Genomic DNA, 15,570 nt, shown 5'->3' on the forward strand with positions numbered 1-15,570 from the left:
AAAGCAATGAAAGTGTCACGTGCAATCCAGTTGATGAGCGGTCTTTCCGCCATCGCGCTCGCGGCTGTTCCCGCCGGGGCAATGGCGCAGGCCGCGCCCGATCAGGCCCAGGCCGCTGATGCGCCCACCGGCGGCATCGGCGAAATCATCGTCACCGCGCAGAAGAAGGCGGAAAGCATCCAGACCGTGCCGATCTCGATCGCGGCGGTCGGCGGCGAACAGCTTTCGGCAATGAACGTCACCACGCTCCAGGCACTTCAGGGCTCGGTCCCGAACGTCCAGATCGACAACTTCGCCAATACGCCCAACAACGCGGTCTTCACCATTCGCGGCATCGGCGTGATCGAACCCGATCCCTATGCCGGCAACACCGTGTCGATCGTGGTCGATGGCGTGCCGCAGTTCTTCTCGATGGGCGCGCTGCTCGACACCTACGACACCAACCGGGTCGAGATCCTGCGCGGTCCCCAGGGCACCCTGTTCGGCGCAAACACCACCGGCGGCGTCGTCAACGTCGTGACCAACCAGCCGGACGGCAAGTTCGACGGCTACGTCAAGGGCACCTACGGCAACTGGAACCGCTTCGACATCAGCGCCGCCGTGGAAGCGCCGCTGGTCGAGGACACCCTCAGCCTCAAGGTCTCGGGCATCCACACCCAGCGCGATGGCTGGACGACCAACGTGTGGAACGGCGAAGACATGGGCCGCAAGAACGTCGATGCGGTGCGCGGCCAGCTCTACATCACGCCCAACGCCGATCTCAGGATCACGCTCCAGGGTGAATACGTCGCCGCGCGCAACGGCGCGCCCATCGTCGTCAACGGCGGCCTGCCCGGCGAAGGCAACTACGTTCCCGAAGGCACGTTCTGGAACGGCGCCAAGCTGCCGATGTACCAGAGCCCCTGCTCGGTCGAGGGCCAGCCCTGCAAGGCGCCCGACAAGTACTACTCCGGCAACAACGAAGTGCCCGACCAGTCGGACATGACGACGAAGTTCTTCGTCGGCACGATCCAGTACGACAACACCCCGCTGGGCGACATCACCGCGATCACCGGCTACAAGCGCTTCACGCTGTTCGAATACACCGACCAGGACGGCACCGCGAAGACCAACAACGCAACGCGCCGCCGCACCCGCGGCTGGCAGTTCAGCCAGGAACTGCGCAGCGCCTTCGAGGCGGGAGACAATTTCAACGCCGTCGCGGGCCTGTTCTACCTGAAGACGCACTACAACCACTACCAGATGTACCACCTGGACTTCGCCCTTCCCGGCCTCGTCCAGTACAACGAACAGGACCAGGGCACGGAATCGTTCTCGGCCTTCCTGCAGACCTACACCCAGCTTACCGACCAGCTGAAGCTGTCGGCCGGCGTGCGCTACACGCATGACAGCGTGAACGCCCGCTCCACGCTCGACTACGGCGTCGGCGCGCCCGCGCTCACCGATCCGAACTGGGCCATCATCCCGACCATCGTCGTCGATGGCGAGACTCTCCAGGTCGGCCGCGACCTTCGCACCGGCCCGCACGACATCGACGTCGGCGGCAAGAAGAGCTGGGACAACGTCGGCTGGAAGCTCGGCCTCGATTACGAGATCGGCCAGAACCAGATGGTCTATGCAAGCTGGGCGCGCGGCTTCAAGTCGGGCGGCTTCACCGGCCGCATCGGCACCGCGTCGGACGGCGACACGCCCTACGGCCCGGAAAAGGTCGATACCTTCGAGGTGGGCCTCAAGGCCGACTTCCTCGACCGCCACGTGCGCACCAACCTCGCGGTGTTCTACACCAATTACCGCGACATGCAGGTCGCCCAGATCTATTTCGATCCCGATACCAACACTCAGGGCAACCGCATCCTCAACGCCGCCAAGTCCGAGATCAAGGGCTTCGAACTTGAAGTCCAGGCGATCCCGTTCGAAGGCCTCACCCTGCGCGGCTCGCTCGCCTACCTCGACACGAAGTACAAGAGCTTCCTCTACTTCGATCCGGTCGCGGAAGAGTACCTCAACCTCAAGGGCTACGCGCTCCAGAACGCGCCGAAGTGGGCTTCGACGCTTGGCCTCAACTACACCAAGACGATGGACAACGGGAACTCGATCGTTGCCGATGTAAGCTGGATGTACACCGGGCAGAAGTTCTACACTGCCGTGGTCAACACCCCGCGCTCGTCGATCCAGCCGACCTACTACGTCGACGGCATGCTGACCTGGTACGGCCCGGACAAGCGCTACTCGATCGGCCTGTGGGGCAAGAACCTGTTCGACAAGCGCTATATCTCCACCGTCTACGACAGCCCCGGCTACATGGGCCTCGTCGGCTACGCACCGCCGCGCCAGTTCGGCGTTTCGGTCGGCTACAACTTCTGACCTCCTGAGATCCTCCCTGGCCCCGGTCGACAACTCCAGCGCGACCGGGGCTCTTTTTCGCAAGAAGCCCGAGGACAATGGTCACACCCGACGATCTCATCGCCCGCCACGGCATCCTCAACGCCCTGGCCAACCACAGCCGCGGGGTGGACCGCGCCGATGGCAACCTGCTCGGCTCTGCCTATCATCCCGGCGCCACGGTCGATTACGGCTTCTTCGCGGGCCCGGCCGCAACCCTGGTCGACATTCTGGCAGGCGCGCAGAAAACTGCCCTGCCCACGCTCCACCGCACGTCCAATTGCTGGATCCGGGTCGATGGCCGCCGCGCCATCTCGGAATCAAGCGTGATCGCCTATGTCGAGGAGGCGGACCTGCAACGCTGGGTCTTCGGCCGCTATCTCGACCGGCACGAATGCCGGACGAACGAAGCCGGCGAGGACGAATGGCGCCTCGTCCACCGCACCTACGTGCTCGACGGCAACGTCAACCGGCCATCCACCGCCGCGCGCTCCGATCCGCCCGTCGGCCTTGCCCATTTCGTGCCCGCCGGCGGCAAGGGCGCCGCCGATCCGGGCCGCGCGCTGCTTGCCTTCCACGCCGCCTGCGCCCGCCCCAACGGTTCGAGGAACACTGCCATGTCCGCACCTGAAACCCGCGAAGCCGCGCTCGACGCCGCGCTTGCCCGCGCCGAGATCCACGACCTGTGCATGGCCTATGCGCGCGGCGTGGACCGCGCCGACGCCGATCTTCTCGCCTCGATCTTCACCGACGATTCCACCGTGATCTCGGGTGTCGTGAACGGCTCGGGCAAGGATTTCGCGCGCGATATCACCGCCTTCGTGCGCGACAACCTCGAGATGTGCTTCCACTCGGTCGCCAACGAATGGATCGAGGTTCGCGGCGACGAGGCCGTGGGCGAACATTATGCCCTGGCCCAGATGGTCCAGGCAGGCACCGAAATCCTGACCGGCGGCCGCTATATCGACCGCTACGTCCGGCGCGACGGCAAGTGGCTGATCCTTAGCCGCACTTTCGTCGCCGACTGGACCCATTCACACCCCTCGACGATGGAACGCGACGGCTTCTACGAGGCGCTCAGCATCCGCGGCTGCTTCGGCCACGAAGACCCGATCTACGCCCACTGGGCGGCATAAGGAGAGACACCATGGGCAAATTGGCCAACGGGCAAATGGACGGCAAGGTGGCACTGGTCACCGGCGGCGCGTCGGGCCTGGGTGCAGAGGACGCTCGCGTCCTCGCCCGCGAAGGCGCGCGGGTCGTCATCACCGACATGCAGGAAGACCTCGGCCAGAAGGTCGCTTCCGAAATTCCGAACTGCGTGTTCCTGAAGCAGGACGTGCGCGATGAAGCCCGCTGGGGCGAGGTCGTGGCCGAAACCCTGCGCCTTTTCGGCCGCCTCGACACGCTGGTCAACAACGCCGGCCTCGTCCGCTTCGGCACGGTCGAAGACCTCTCGTGGGACGACTACAAGCTCCAGACCGATGTCATGGCAGGCGGGACCTTCCTCGGCTGCAAGGCGGCAATCCCGCACATGAGCAAGGACGGCTCGGGTTCGATCATCAACATGGCGTCGGTCGGCGGCATCAAGGGCATCAGCGCGATCCCCGCCTACGCCGCGGCCAAGGCCGGGATCATCGGCATGACCCGCTCCATCGCGGTCCACTGCCGCGAACAGGGCTACCGCATCCGCTGCAACTCGATCGCGCCGGGCGGCATCGTTACCCCGATGACCGCACAGGCGCTCGCCGAATTGCCCGCCGACAACGCCGGGCTCGACCAGGCTCACAACCACGGCATGGGCCAGCCGATCGACATCGCGAACATGGTCCTCTACCTCGCCTGCGACGATGGCCGCCACATCACCGGCACCAACATCGTCATCGACAACGGCGAGACGATGGCCTGACGCGCAGGGGCCTGAGGCGCAGGGGCCTGAGGCGCGCGGGGCGGGAAAAGGCAGCTCGGACTGTCCCTCCCGGCCCTATCCTTATCGCCAAGCGCCAAGACCCCCGTGCTGCCGCATGATCGCGGGCAAAACAGCACGAGGAGGATTACCGCCATGGAAGCGCCCGCTCACGTACCCGCCGACCGCGTCGTCGATATCGACATCTACATGCCGCCCGGCCTTGCAGAACACGGGTTCCACAAGGCGTGGAGCGATCTGTCGGCCGGCAATCCCGCCGTCGTCTGGACGCCCCGCAACGAGGGACACTGGATCGCGCTGGGTGGCGAGGCCCTGCAGGAAGTCCAGTCGGACCCCGAACGCTTCTCCTCGCGCATCATCGTCCTGCCCAAGTCAGTGGGCGAGATGCACGGCCTGATCCCCACCACCATCGACCCGCCCGAGCACCGCCCGTACCGTCAGCTCCTCAACGCGCATCTCAATCCCGGTGCGATACGCGGGCTTTCCGAGAGCATCCGCCAGACCGCGGTGGACCTGATCGAGGGCTTCGCGGCGCAAGGGCACTGCAACTTCACCGCCCAGTATGCCGAGCAGTTCCCGATCCGGGTGTTCATGGCGCTCGTCGGCATCGAAGCATCCGAGGCGCCCAGGATACGCCACTGGGCCGAATGCATGACCCGCCCCGGCATGGACATGACTTTCGACGAGGCCAAGGCGGTCTTCTTCGATTACGTCGGCCCACTGGTCGATGCCCGGCGCGAGACGCCGGGCGAGGACATGATCAGCGCGATGATAAACGCCGACCTCGGAGATGGACGCCGCCTCACCCGTGACGAAGCGCTGTCCGTCGTCACGCAGGTGCTGATCGCGGGGCTCGATACCGTGGTCAACGTGCTCGGCTTCATCATGCGCGAGCTGGCCGGGAACCCCGCCCTGCGGGCCGATCTCCGGCAGCGCGGCGCGGACATCCTGCCCGTCGTCCATGAACTGTTCCGCCGCTTCGGCCTTGTCTCCATCGCCCGCGAGGTGCGCCGCGACATCGAGTTCCACGGCGTTCACCTGAAGGCCGGCGACATGATCGCCATCCCGACCCAGGTTCATGGTCTCGACCCGCGCGTGAACCCCGATCCTCTCGCCATCGATCCGTCGCGCAAGCGCGCGCGCCATTCCACTTTCGGCTCCGGCCCGCACATGTGCCCGGGCCAGGAACTCGCGCGCAAGGAGGTGGCGATCACGCTCGAGGAATGGCTGCGCCGCATCCCCGATTTCGCGCTCGGGCCGAACTCGGACCTCTCGCCCGTGCCCGGAATCGTCGGCGCCCTGCGCCGCGTGGAACTGGTCTGGAATACCTAGCGGAAGGACTAGGTTGAGGCGACTCGGGGGAGTGCGGCATAAAACAGGCAATGCTGCCGGTTTTAGTGCGGCACCCCGGAGAGACCCGATGCTTGACGCCATCAATCCCCACGGCCTGCCCGAGCCGGCAGAGGCTGAAGACCTCTCCGCCATCCGCTGCCCGGATGCGCCCAGCGTCCAGCAGATCGTCGCCGGCGACCTCATTCCCCCGCCACCGGTCCTGGCGATGGAAGAGCCGCTGTACCTGGGGAGCGAGCCGGTCTCGGTGGATCGCTACTTCGACCAGTCGATCTTCGAGCAGGAGATCGAGAAGATCTGGAAGAAGACCTGGCAGTGGGTCTGCCGCGAGGATCACATTCCCGAACCGGGCGACTTCTACACCTACGAAGTCGCGCACCTGTCCTACGTGGTCGTGCGGCAGGACGACATGTCGGTCCGCGCCTTCGTCAATTCCTGCCTCCACCGCTCGACCAAGTTCAAGCGCGGCGAGGGTGTGGGTTCGGGCGACAATCTGCGCTGTCCCTACCACGGCTGGACCTGGAACAACGACGGCACCCTCGCCTCGGTCCCCTGCGCCTGGGACTTCCGCCACGTCGACGCGAAGAAGTCCAACCTCCCCGAAGCCCGCGTCGGCCACTGGGGCGGGTTCGTGTTCATCAACCCGTCGCAAGAGGGGCCGAGCCTCGACGAATTCCTCGCTCCCCTGCCCGAACACTTCAGGGACTGGGACATCGCGAACCGCTATGTCGCGGTGCACGTCGCCAAGGAGCTGCCCTGCAACTGGAAGACGGCGCAGGAAGCGTTCCTCGAATCCTACCACGTGCTCGAAACCCACCCCCAGCTCCTCAAGGGCGTGGGCGATGCCAACGTGCAGTACGACTGCCATTCCGACACGGTCACGCGGTTCTATGCCGCCAGCGGCGTAAACTCCCCCCACCTCGCCAGACCCCTCAGCGAGGAAGAGCTCCTCGCCACGATGATCCTTGGCGACAAGGATTCGCGTGGCGAGGGCCTCACCGTCGGCCCCGGCGAGACCGCGCGCACCGTCATGGCCCGCCATCTGCGCAAGGTCATGGGCGAGGCCTACAAGTGCGACCTGTCGAACGTCTCGGACAGCGAGATGATCGACACGATCGAATACCATGTCTTCCCCAACATGGTACTGTTCCCCGGCCTTTCGCTGCCGATGGTCTATCGCTTCCGTCCGATCGGGCTCGACCCCAACCGCACCTTGTTCGAGATCCTGTTCCTGCGACCCAACCCGCAGGACGGCCGCGCACCCGAACCGCCCGAGCCCTATCGCGTGGCCGAGAACGAGAGCTATGTCACCGCCCCCGGCTTCGACCCGGCGATGGGCCACGTCTACGACCAGGACACCGACAACCTGCGCGCCCAGCAGGCCGGTTTCCGCGCCAGCGCGACCGGCGTCCAGCAGCTCGGCAACTACCAGGAATCGCGCATCCGCCACTTCCAGATGGTGGTCGACAAGTACCTTGCGGCGGAAGGCTGACCCGATGGCATTCGACCTCGAAGCGGAAGTGCGCGACCTGTGCGCCCGGCGCGACATCCAAGACGCGCTGTGCCGCTACATGCGCGGGCAGGACCGGCTGGACCCCGAACTCCACCGCAGCGCCTTCCACGACGATGCTTGGGTGGACTGCGGATTGATGCAGGGCACGGCGGACGAGTTCGTCTCGTTCGCGCAAGGGTTCCTCGGCGATCTCGACGGCAGCCAGCACATCATCGGACAGGCGCAGATCGCGGTGAATGGCGACAAGGCCAGCGGAGAGGTGTACTTCTACGCATGGCACCGCACCCGCGAGGACGGCGAGCCCAAGGACCTCGTCGTCGCCGGACGCTATGTCGACGAATACACCTGCAAGAATGGCGAGTGGCGCATCAGCCGCCGCCGGGAAATAGTGGACTGGGCGCGTACCGACCCGGCCGCGGATGGTTTCCTCGAAGGAAACCCGCTCGTCCGGCCGGGAAGGCGCGGAACCGACTTCAGCCAGACCCGCGACTGGCCCGCGTGAAGTCCAAACGATCGAGGACGCCGAAATGACCGCACAGGACAAGATTTCCCGCTACTCCCCGGAGTTCGACGTTGCCGTGCGCGGCGACACGATCACCGCCGACCGCTACATCACGCGCGAGTGGATGGAACTGGAGAACAAGCACCTCTGGCCCAAGGTCTGGCACCTTGGCGGCGTGCTGGCGGACCTCGAGGAAGAGGGCGATTTCATCCGCCACAACTTCGGCAAGGAATCGGTCGTCATGGTCCGCCAGGCCGATGGCGGCGTGAAGGCGTTCTACAACACCTGCCCGCATCGCGGTAACCGCCTCGTCCTGGGCGACGTAGGTTCGGCCCCGCGCCTTACCTGCGGCTATCACGGCTGGCAGTTCGATCCCGACGGCACACTGGTCCACGTGCAGGACCCGGACGATTTCGCCGGTGGCAACCCCTGCGGCAAGGTCACGCTGTCCGAACTGCGCTGCGACACCTGGGGCCCGTTCGTGTTCTGGTGCATGGACGACGACGTCGCCCCGCTGCACGAATGGCTGTGGCCCTATACCGAGCGCCTTGCCGGCTACAAGCTCGACAACTGGGTGCGCGTGCTCAACGTCTCGGCGGACTGCGACTTCAACTGGAAGATCATCCGCGACAACTTCAACGAGAGCTACCACCTCCCCACGATCCACCCCGAACTCGCCACCTTCATCAACGATGGCCTGCCGACCACCGTGTTCGAGATGTACGAGAACGGCCACAACGCAATGTGGATGATCGGCCACCAGGCCACCAGCCGCAAGGACTACGTCAGTGGCGACGTGCCACCGGGCCTCTACGAAGCGGCGGAAGCCTGGGGCATCGATCCCAAGGAATATCGCGGCCGCACCGCCGATATCCGCGAGGCCGTGATCAAGGCCAAGCGCGAACGCGGCGCCGAAGCCGGCTATGACTACAGCACGATGACCGACCAGCAGCTCGTGGACTACTTCCACTGCACGCTGTTCCCCAACCTGACGATCACCATGTCGCCCGAACAGTGCCAGATCCTGCGCACCGAACCGCATCCGACGGACCCGGAGAAGTGCGTGTTCCAGCACTGGTGCCTCTATCCGCCCAACGCGAAGATGGCCGAGGTCGTCACCCCCGTGGGGCCGGCGCCGCTGCGGCACGACGCGATCCATCGCCACTCGGTCTATGGCGACGGCGTCTCGCTGGGCTTCGTGGCCGACCAGGACCTGTCCATCGGTACCACCCAGCAACAGGGCCTCAACTCGCGCGGCTTCAAGGGCTGCCTGCTTCCGGGCCAGGAAAAGCGCGTGCAGCGCTTCCACGAGAAGCTGAACGACATGGTTCTGGGCCACCCGACCAAGGCGCGGGAATAGAGCGCCTTTCTCTCGTCATTGCGAGGAGGCGAAGCCGACCAAGCAATCCAGAGCATGGGCAAACCGCACTGGATTGCTTCGCGACGCTCGCAATGACGACCGAAGAGAGTTGAGTACGGAATTGAGAGGACAACGATGAACGGCACTACCATTACCCCCGGCCAGGTCGGGCCCCACGTCATGCAGGCAGCCTTCATCGTCGAGGACGTGGAAGCCGCCGCGAAGGCCTGGATTGCCGCGACCGGGATCGGTCCGTTCTTCATGGTCCCGCACATCGAACTGGCCGAAGCGACCTATCGCCGCGCGCCGTCCGAGGGCATCGACTTCTCGGTCGCGCTGGCGCAGTCCGGCGGCATCCAGATCGAGCTGATCCAGCAGCACTGCGACCGCCCGAGCGCCTATCGCGACACCATCGCCAAGGGGCAGACCGGCTTCCACCACTTCTGCATCTACACCGGCGACTACGATGCCTGTCGCCAGCGCTATGTCGACCAGGGCTTCGCGGTCGCCATCGACGGCAAGTTCGGCGCGATGCGCTTCTGCTACGTCGACACCTCGGCGGCGCTCGGCTGCATGATCGAGATCGTCGAGGAGGACGAGAACCAGACCTCGGCCTTCACGCGGATTGCCGAAGGCGCTGCTGCCTGGGACGGCGTGACCGACCCCATCCGGCCCCTGTTCGGATAACGTTGTTCACGAAATGTTCTTTCAAATGTTTCCCCGGGGAAACATTTGCGCAAAAGTTCTAAGTGTTTGAGAGGATTGTATAAATGCAGTGCCCGATCGAAGATCGCCTTGCCATTCAGGACCTGATGATCGCCTATGCCCACGCGGTCGACACGGTCAGCGACATCGACGCGGTGCTCGACGTTTTCACCGAGGACGCGGTGTTCGACCTTTCCGGGATCGGCCTGACGCCGCAGGTCGGCCACGCCGGCATCCGCGAGTTCTTCACCAACGTCTTCGCCAACATGTCGCACCACGCGCACTACCTGACCAACTTCGCGGTCACCGGGTACGAGGGCGATACCGCATCCATGCGCGCCTATGTGATCGGCATGGGCGTGGGCAAGGACGGGCGCGCCGTGACGGTCAATGGCCGCTACTTCTTCGAGGTGCGCCGCACGGAAAAGGGCTGGAAGGCCACGCGCTATACCATGGACTTCCTGATGCCGCTTTCCGGCACGCTCGATAACGCCAAGTAACGACAAGAAAACGACAATACGATCAACCAACCCATCCGGCGCATCGGGGAGATCGCCGGATTGCAGGAGAGCTTTGTCATGGCCACCTACATCCAGGTCCCCGAAACCGATGCCCCCTACCCGACCGATGCCCGCGCGCAGTTTCCCGCCGCGCGCGGCGATGCGATCACCGGCGACCGCTACTGGTCGAAGGAATTCGCCGCGAAGGAATGGGAACACATGTGGAAGCGCGTGTGGCACGTCGGCGGGCGCACGGCGCAGCTTGAAGAGCCGGGCGATTTCATCACCCACAACTTCATGCGCCAGTCGGTGGTCATGGTCCGCCAGAAGGACGGCGGCATCCGCGCGTTCCACAACGTCTGCCGCCATCGCGGCAATCGCCTCGTCACCGTGGAAGAAGGCGGTGTCGGCGAACACTTCACCTGCCCCTACCACGGCTGGAAGTGGAACATAAACGGCGCGCTCGACCATGTGCAGGACGAGGAGGATTTCCCCCAGGGCAGCCCTTGCGGCAAGCTGCGGATGAAGGAAGTCCCGTGCGAGACCTGGGGCGGCTTCGTTTTCTACAGCTTCGATCCCAACGCGGTGCCGCTGATGGAATATCTCGATCCCATCCCGTCGCTGCTCGGCAACCGCGATCTCGCCAACTGGAAGCGCGTGGTGTGGCGGACGCTGCGGGTGAACACCAACTGGAAGTTCGCGTCCGACAACTTCAACGAGGCCTACCACATCCCCGCCGTGCATCCGCAGTTCGAGGGGATGATCGACGATCACTACTCGACCACCGTGTTCGAGATGTACCCCACCGGGCACAACCGCATGATCGAGAAGCTGCAGCCATCGAGCCGCTATCCCGATGCCCAGCAGATGAAGCCGCTGTGGGCGCAGGTGCTCAAGGAATGGGACCTCGATCCCGCCGAGTTCGAAGGACGCGCGCAGGAAGGCCGTCTGGCCCTGCAGCAGGCGCGGCGCAAGCTGGGGCCGGCACGCGGATTCACGCATTTCGCGGCACTGACCGACGACGAGCTGACCGACCAGTTCCACCACACCTGCTTCCCCAACCTGACGCTGACCGGCACGCCTGAAGGGCTGCACGTGTTCCGCACCGAGCCGGACATGGAAGACCCCAACTGGTCGACCTTCGACTACTGGTACCTTGCGCCGGAAGTCGCGGGCGGAGCGGATGTGCCGACGCTATATGGCCTGCGCCCGTGGAAGGAAGCCGAGCACCAGACCGGCGACTTTACCGCCTACAGCGCCGAGATTCCGCAGGGCGACTTCCTGATCCAGGACCTCGACGTGGCGGTGACGCAGCAGCAGGGGCTGCACTCGCTCGGCCATGACGATGCCTACCTCGCCGGCCAGGAAACGCGCGTGCGCAGGTTCCACGAAGTGATCAACGACTACATCGAGGGGCGGCGCTGAGCCGCCCTCGCAACTGACAGAACGACGGGAGAAGCATGACATGACCCAGCCCACCAAGGGTATCGACCGCCGGCAGATGCTTACCGGAGCAGGCGTGGCGGCGGCGGTCGCCGCGACCGGCGGCATCGCCACGGCGGCACAGGCTGCGGACGCGCCCGCTTCGGGCTGGGACCATGAATGCGACGTCCTGTGCGTCGGCAGCGGCGCGGCGGCGGGAACGGCCGCCGTCACCGCGCTGGCGGCGGGCGCGAAGGTGATGATGGTCGAGAAGATGCCGATCCTTGGCGGCACCACCGCCAAGTCGGGCGGCGTGACCTGGATCTTCAACCACTTCGTGTTCCGCGAACAGGGGATCGAAGACCCCAAGGCCGATGCGCTGCGCTACACCGTGCGCTATGGCTATCCGCGCCAGTACAACCCCAACAGCCCGACGCTGGGCCTCGACGAAAACCGCTACAAGGTGGTCGAGGCGTTCTACGATCACGGTTCGGCGGCGGTCGATCACCTGCGCGAACTGGGCGCGGTGCAGTTCAAGCAGTTTCGCCTGTTCCAGGTGGACAAGCCCGCGCCCGACTATGCCGACCACCTGCCCGAGAACAAGGTGCCGACTGGCCGCGCGCTGGAGCCGGCGGTCGGCTCCGGGTCGACGCAGGGCGGCGGCAGCCTTGCCTCGCAGATGCATGCCTATCTGAAGGGCAAGGGCGTGCCGATCCTGACCCGCACCCGCGTGACCAAGCTGGTCAAGGACGCATCGGGCCGGGTCATCGGCGTCGAGGCGAGGCAGGGCGACAAGACCATCCGCATCAGGGCCGCCAGGGGCGTCGTTTTCGGCACCGGCGGGTATAGCCACAACGTCCAGCTATGCGACGTGCACCAGCCTGCGGTCTATGGATCGTGCTCGCTGCCCGGATCGACCGGCGACTTCATTCCGATCGCGCAGGAAGCCGGCGCGATGATGGGCAATCTCGGGCTTGGCTGGCGCACGCAGGTCGTGCTGGGCGAGGCGCTGAAGACGCGCGGCATCGGGCTGGGCGCATTCGTGCTGCCGGGGGATTCGATGATCCTCGTCAACAAATACGGCAAGCGCGTGGTCAACGAGAAGCGCGACTACAACGACCGTACGCAGGCGCACTTCAGCTACGACCCGGCGCACGAGGAATACCCGAACCACCTGATGTTCATGCTGTTCGACGAACGCAGCATCGATGCCTTCGGCGGGGCCTTCCCCTTCCCGGTCAACAAGGCCGAGCAGCCGCACCTTGTGGAAGGCGCGACGTGGGACGAGGTCTTCGGCAAGATCGACGCCCAGCTCGCCCAGTGGCAGGACCGCACCGGCGGCGTGCGCCTTGCGCCGGAGTTCGCTGGCAACGCGAAGCAGTCGATCACGAGCTTCAACGCCTATGCCAAGAAAGGCGTCGATCCGGAATTCGGGCGTGGCAAGTATCTCTACGACCGCGAATGGCACCTCCTGTTCTCGGCCCGTCGCGCCGGCACGGCGCAGCCTGAAAATCCCTATCCGAACAAGACGATGCACCCCTTCGCCGCCAAGGGTCCGTTCTATGCGCTGATCCTTGCCCCGGGTACGCTCGATACGGCGGGCGGGCCGCAGATCAATGCCGATGCGCAGGTTCTGGCCGCGAACGGGCAGCCCATCCCCGGCCTCTACGCCGCGGGCAACTGCATCGCCGCGCCCACCGGGCAGGCCTATCTCGGCGCGGGCGGCACAATCGGTCCGGCAGTGACCTTCGGCTACATCGCGGGCAAGCACGCGGTGTCGGCATGAAAGCCGTGATCCTCGGCGCGGGCCTGCTGGCGCTGGCCTGCGCGGTGCGGGCGGAAGAGCCCGCGCCGGCCGCTTCCTACCAGCCTGCCGTTTCCTACCAGAAGGACGTGGTGCCGATCCTCGAGCAGAACTGCGCGACATGTCATCTCACCGGAGAGGAAGCGGGCGGCATGTCGCTGGTGGGGGATGCGGCCATCGGGTTCCTTGTAGGCCAGCCTTCGCAGGAAGCGCCCGCGATCATGCGGGTGACGGCCGGAGAGCCGGACAAGTCCTATCTGGTGATGAAGCTTGAAGGCACGCACATCGACCATGGCGGGTCGGGCTCGCAGATGCCGTTCGGCGGACTTCCGCTGGCCGCCGAAGACATCGCCAAAATCCGCCAATGGATTGCCGAAGGAGCAAAGCCTTGAATCCGAACCAGGTTTTCCTTGAAGGGAAAGTCGCCATCGTCACCGGCGCAGGCGTCGGCATGGGCGCTGCAACTGCCCGCCTGCTCGCCGCGCGGGGGGCCAGGGTCGTCGTTTCGGACATCAACCCCGACACCGCCGCCGCGACCGTCGAGACGATCCGCGCCGATGGCGGCACCGCCCACGCCGTGCGTACCGACGTGTCGGACGAAGCTCAGGTCGAAGCGCTGGTCGCCGAGACCGTCGCCACGTTCGGCAGGCTGGACTGCGCGGTCAACAATGCCGCGATAACGCCCGACGTGCTGCCCATCCACGAAGCGGACATGGCCGTGTTCGACAGGGTGCTGAACGTCGACCTGCGGTCGGTCATGCTGTGCATGAAGTACGAGATTCGCCAGATGCTGGCGCAGGAGGGACCAGGGTCGATCGTCAACATCGGATCGGTCAGCTCGTTCCGCCCGCAGCCGAACAACGCGGCCTATGTCGCGGCCAAGCACGGCGTGATCGGCCTGACCAAGACCGGGAGCCTCGAATATGCGGGGCGCGGCATCCGGGTGAACGCCGTGCTGCCCGGCGCCATCGACACGCCGATGCTGCGCGGGGCGCTGGAGACGACGGGCTTTACCGAAGCGGACTTCGCCCCGGCGCTGAGCCTGTTCGGGCGCTTCGGCAAGCCGGAGGAAGTGGCCGAGGCCAGCGCCTGGCTCTGTTCCGATGCAGCAAGCTACGTGACCGGGCACAGCCTCGCGGTCGAAGGTGGCTACCTGACGCGGTAGCGGGTTCGGGGTGGGCGCGGGCCGCCCACCCCCCGTTTCATCAGACCTGGCTGAAGCCGCCGTCCATCACGAATTCCGTGCAGGTGACGAAGCTTGCTGCGTCGGAGCAGAGATAGACCACGCCGCCGCCCATTTCGGCAGGGCGACCCATGCGACCGATCGGGTGGCGCATTTCCATCGCGGCCTGGGCCACCTCGCGCGAGGGGGCAGCGCCGAGTTCGACGTACTTGTCCATGATCGAGCCGAGCATCGGGGTATCGATGCCGCCCGGATGCACGGAGTTGACGCGGATGTTGTAGCCGAGCGCCGCGAATTCCGCGCCGAGGCACTTCGAGAGCATCTTCACCGCCGCCTTGCTGGTGCAATAGGCCGCATTGAACGCCGCGCCGCGCAGGCCCCCGACGCTGGAGAAGTTGACCACCGAGGCGCCCCCTGCGCGCGCCTTGCCGCCTTCCTTGAGCAGCGGCAGCAGGACCTGCGTACCGATGATGATGGAATCGACGTTGACCGTGTTCACGCGGTGGAAATCGGACAGCGGAGTGTCTTCGAACTTCGTGACGATCGAGATGCCCGCGTTGTGCACCAGCGCATCGACGCGCCCGTACTTTTCCTGGGCCAGCGCCGCGACGGCCTTCCAGCCGGCCTCGCTCGTCACGTCGTGCTGGAGATAATGGTCCGCGCCTTCGACATCGGCCGAGGGGGCCATGTCGGTGGCGATGACGATGGCGTTGGCGGCCTTCATCGCCTTGACCAGTTCGCGGCCGATGCCTCCCGCCGCGCCGGTGACGACGGCGACCACATTGTTGAGAGCAATCGTCATTTCAAGCGGCATCCTTCTGAAGGATCGTCACCCTGAACCTGTTTCAGGGTCCATCTCGCAACACGCACGGACCGCGTTGGCTCAAGCATGGATGCTGAAACATGTTCAGCATGACGAAGT

The 15,570-nt window shown here is 65.4% G+C and carries 14 protein-coding genes; 13 read left to right on the top strand and 1 reads right to left on the bottom strand.

Features of this window, described 5'->3' with window-relative positions; all coding sequences use genetic code 11:
- Positions 1–6: 6 nt before the first annotated feature.
- The 13 genes from SARO_RS18525 (at position 7) to SARO_RS18585 (ending at position 14,630) form a co-directional block, all read left to right on the top strand.
- The gene (locus tag SARO_RS18525; protein WP_011906777.1) at positions 7–2,364 is read left to right on the top strand and encodes a TonB-dependent receptor; all 2,358 of its coding nucleotides are present in this window, start codon (positions 7–9) and stop codon (positions 2,362–2,364) included.
- A gap of 77 nt (positions 2,365–2,441) precedes the next feature.
- On the top strand, positions 2,442–3,518 hold the full coding sequence (locus SARO_RS18530) for a nuclear transport factor 2 family protein (protein ID WP_011906778.1): 1,077 nt from the start codon (positions 2,442–2,444) through the stop codon (positions 3,516–3,518).
- A gap of 11 nt (positions 3,519–3,529) precedes the next feature.
- Positions 3,530–4,291 (top strand): SDR family oxidoreductase, encoded by a 762-nt coding sequence (locus SARO_RS18535; RefSeq protein ID WP_011906779.1) that lies wholly within the window; start codon positions 3,530–3,532, stop codon positions 4,289–4,291.
- A 153-nt stretch (positions 4,292–4,444) separates the two neighbouring features.
- Positions 4,445–5,641: a cytochrome P450 gene (locus SARO_RS18540; RefSeq protein WP_011906780.1), complete on the top strand. Its 1,197-nt coding sequence runs from the start codon at positions 4,445–4,447 to the stop codon at positions 5,639–5,641.
- An 88-nt stretch (positions 5,642–5,729) separates the two neighbouring features.
- Positions 5,730–7,151 (top strand): aromatic ring-hydroxylating oxygenase subunit alpha, encoded by a 1,422-nt coding sequence (locus SARO_RS18545; protein ID WP_011906781.1) that lies wholly within the window; start codon positions 5,730–5,732, stop codon positions 7,149–7,151.
- Positions 7,152–7,155: 4 nt separating this feature from the next.
- Complete coding sequence (locus tag SARO_RS18550) at positions 7,156–7,674, top strand: nuclear transport factor 2 family protein (protein ID WP_011906782.1); 519 nt, start codon at positions 7,156–7,158, stop codon at positions 7,672–7,674.
- 25 nt (positions 7,675–7,699) lie between these two features.
- Positions 7,700–9,034, top strand: a complete 1,335-nt coding sequence (locus SARO_RS18555; RefSeq protein WP_011906783.1) for an aromatic ring-hydroxylating oxygenase subunit alpha — start codon at positions 7,700–7,702, stop codon at positions 9,032–9,034.
- A gap of 135 nt (positions 9,035–9,169) precedes the next feature.
- Positions 9,170–9,721, top strand: coding sequence for a VOC family protein (locus SARO_RS18560; RefSeq protein ID WP_011906784.1), 552 nt, complete (start codon positions 9,170–9,172; stop codon positions 9,719–9,721).
- Between the two features lie 83 nt (positions 9,722–9,804).
- Positions 9,805–10,239, top strand: coding sequence for a nuclear transport factor 2 family protein (locus tag SARO_RS18565; RefSeq protein WP_011906785.1), 435 nt, complete (start codon positions 9,805–9,807; stop codon positions 10,237–10,239).
- 78 nt (positions 10,240–10,317) lie between these two features.
- A complete protein-coding gene (locus SARO_RS18570) occupies positions 10,318–11,664 on the top strand; it encodes an aromatic ring-hydroxylating oxygenase subunit alpha (RefSeq protein WP_011906786.1) in 1,347 nt (448 codons plus the stop codon).
- Positions 11,665–11,704: 40 nt separating this feature from the next.
- On the top strand, positions 11,705–13,447 hold the full coding sequence (locus tag SARO_RS18575) for an FAD-dependent oxidoreductase (RefSeq protein WP_011906787.1): 1,743 nt from the start codon (positions 11,705–11,707) through the stop codon (positions 13,445–13,447).
- Positions 13,444–13,857 carry a hypothetical protein gene (locus tag SARO_RS18580; RefSeq protein WP_011906788.1) on the top strand — a complete coding sequence of 138 codons (414 nt, stop codon included), beginning with the start codon at positions 13,444–13,446 and terminating at the stop codon, positions 13,855–13,857. Before SARO_RS18575 ends, SARO_RS18580 begins: the two co-directional genes overlap by 4 nt.
- On the top strand, positions 13,854–14,630 hold the full coding sequence (locus SARO_RS18585) for an SDR family NAD(P)-dependent oxidoreductase (protein ID WP_011906789.1): 777 nt from the start codon (positions 13,854–13,856) through the stop codon (positions 14,628–14,630). The genes SARO_RS18580 and SARO_RS18585 overlap by 4 nt, the downstream gene beginning before the upstream one ends.
- Before the next feature lie 40 nt (positions 14,631–14,670).
- On the opposite strand, the gene SARO_RS18590 is transcribed toward SARO_RS18585, so the two are convergent.
- Positions 14,671–15,450: an SDR family oxidoreductase gene (locus tag SARO_RS18590; RefSeq protein WP_011906790.1), complete on the bottom strand. Its 780-nt coding sequence runs from the start codon at positions 15,448–15,450 to the stop codon at positions 14,671–14,673.
- Positions 15,451–15,570 lie beyond the last annotated feature (120 nt).

Origin of the sequence: Novosphingobium aromaticivorans DSM 12444, from assembly GCF_000013325.1 — a bacterium.
In the GTDB taxonomy this organism is placed as follows: domain Bacteria; phylum Pseudomonadota; class Alphaproteobacteria; order Sphingomonadales; family Sphingomonadaceae; genus Novosphingobium; species Novosphingobium aromaticivorans.

Bases quoted from the DNA above. Each gene is read 5' to 3' on its own strand.
- SARO_RS18525 (WP_011906777.1), top strand. From the start codon at position 7: ATGAAAGTGTCACGTGCAATCCAGTTGATGAGCGGTCTTTCCGCCATC.
- SARO_RS18560 (WP_011906784.1), top strand. From the start codon at position 9,170: ATGAACGGCACTACCATTACCCCCGGCCAGGTCGGGCCCCACGTCATG.
- SARO_RS18550 (WP_011906782.1), top strand. From the start codon at position 7,156: ATGGCATTCGACCTCGAAGCGGAAGTGCGCGACCTGTGCGCCCGGCGC.
- SARO_RS18580 (WP_011906788.1), top strand. From the start codon at position 13,444: ATGAAAGCCGTGATCCTCGGCGCGGGCCTGCTGGCGCTGGCCTGCGCG.
- SARO_RS18590 (WP_011906790.1), bottom strand. From the start codon at position 15,450: ATGACGATTGCTCTCAACAATGTGGTCGCCGTCGTCACCGGCGCGGCG.
- SARO_RS18565 (WP_011906785.1), top strand. From the start codon at position 9,805: ATGCAGTGCCCGATCGAAGATCGCCTTGCCATTCAGGACCTGATGATC.
- SARO_RS18575 (WP_011906787.1), top strand. From the start codon at position 11,705: ATGACCCAGCCCACCAAGGGTATCGACCGCCGGCAGATGCTTACCGGA.
- SARO_RS18545 (WP_011906781.1), top strand. From the start codon at position 5,730: ATGCTTGACGCCATCAATCCCCACGGCCTGCCCGAGCCGGCAGAGGCT.
- SARO_RS18570 (WP_011906786.1), top strand. From the start codon at position 10,318: ATGGCCACCTACATCCAGGTCCCCGAAACCGATGCCCCCTACCCGACC.
- SARO_RS18555 (WP_011906783.1), top strand. From the start codon at position 7,700: ATGACCGCACAGGACAAGATTTCCCGCTACTCCCCGGAGTTCGACGTT.
- SARO_RS18540 (WP_011906780.1), top strand. From the start codon at position 4,445: ATGGAAGCGCCCGCTCACGTACCCGCCGACCGCGTCGTCGATATCGAC.
- SARO_RS18530 (WP_011906778.1), top strand. From the start codon at position 2,442: ATGGTCACACCCGACGATCTCATCGCCCGCCACGGCATCCTCAACGCC.
- SARO_RS18535 (WP_011906779.1), top strand. From the start codon at position 3,530: ATGGGCAAATTGGCCAACGGGCAAATGGACGGCAAGGTGGCACTGGTC.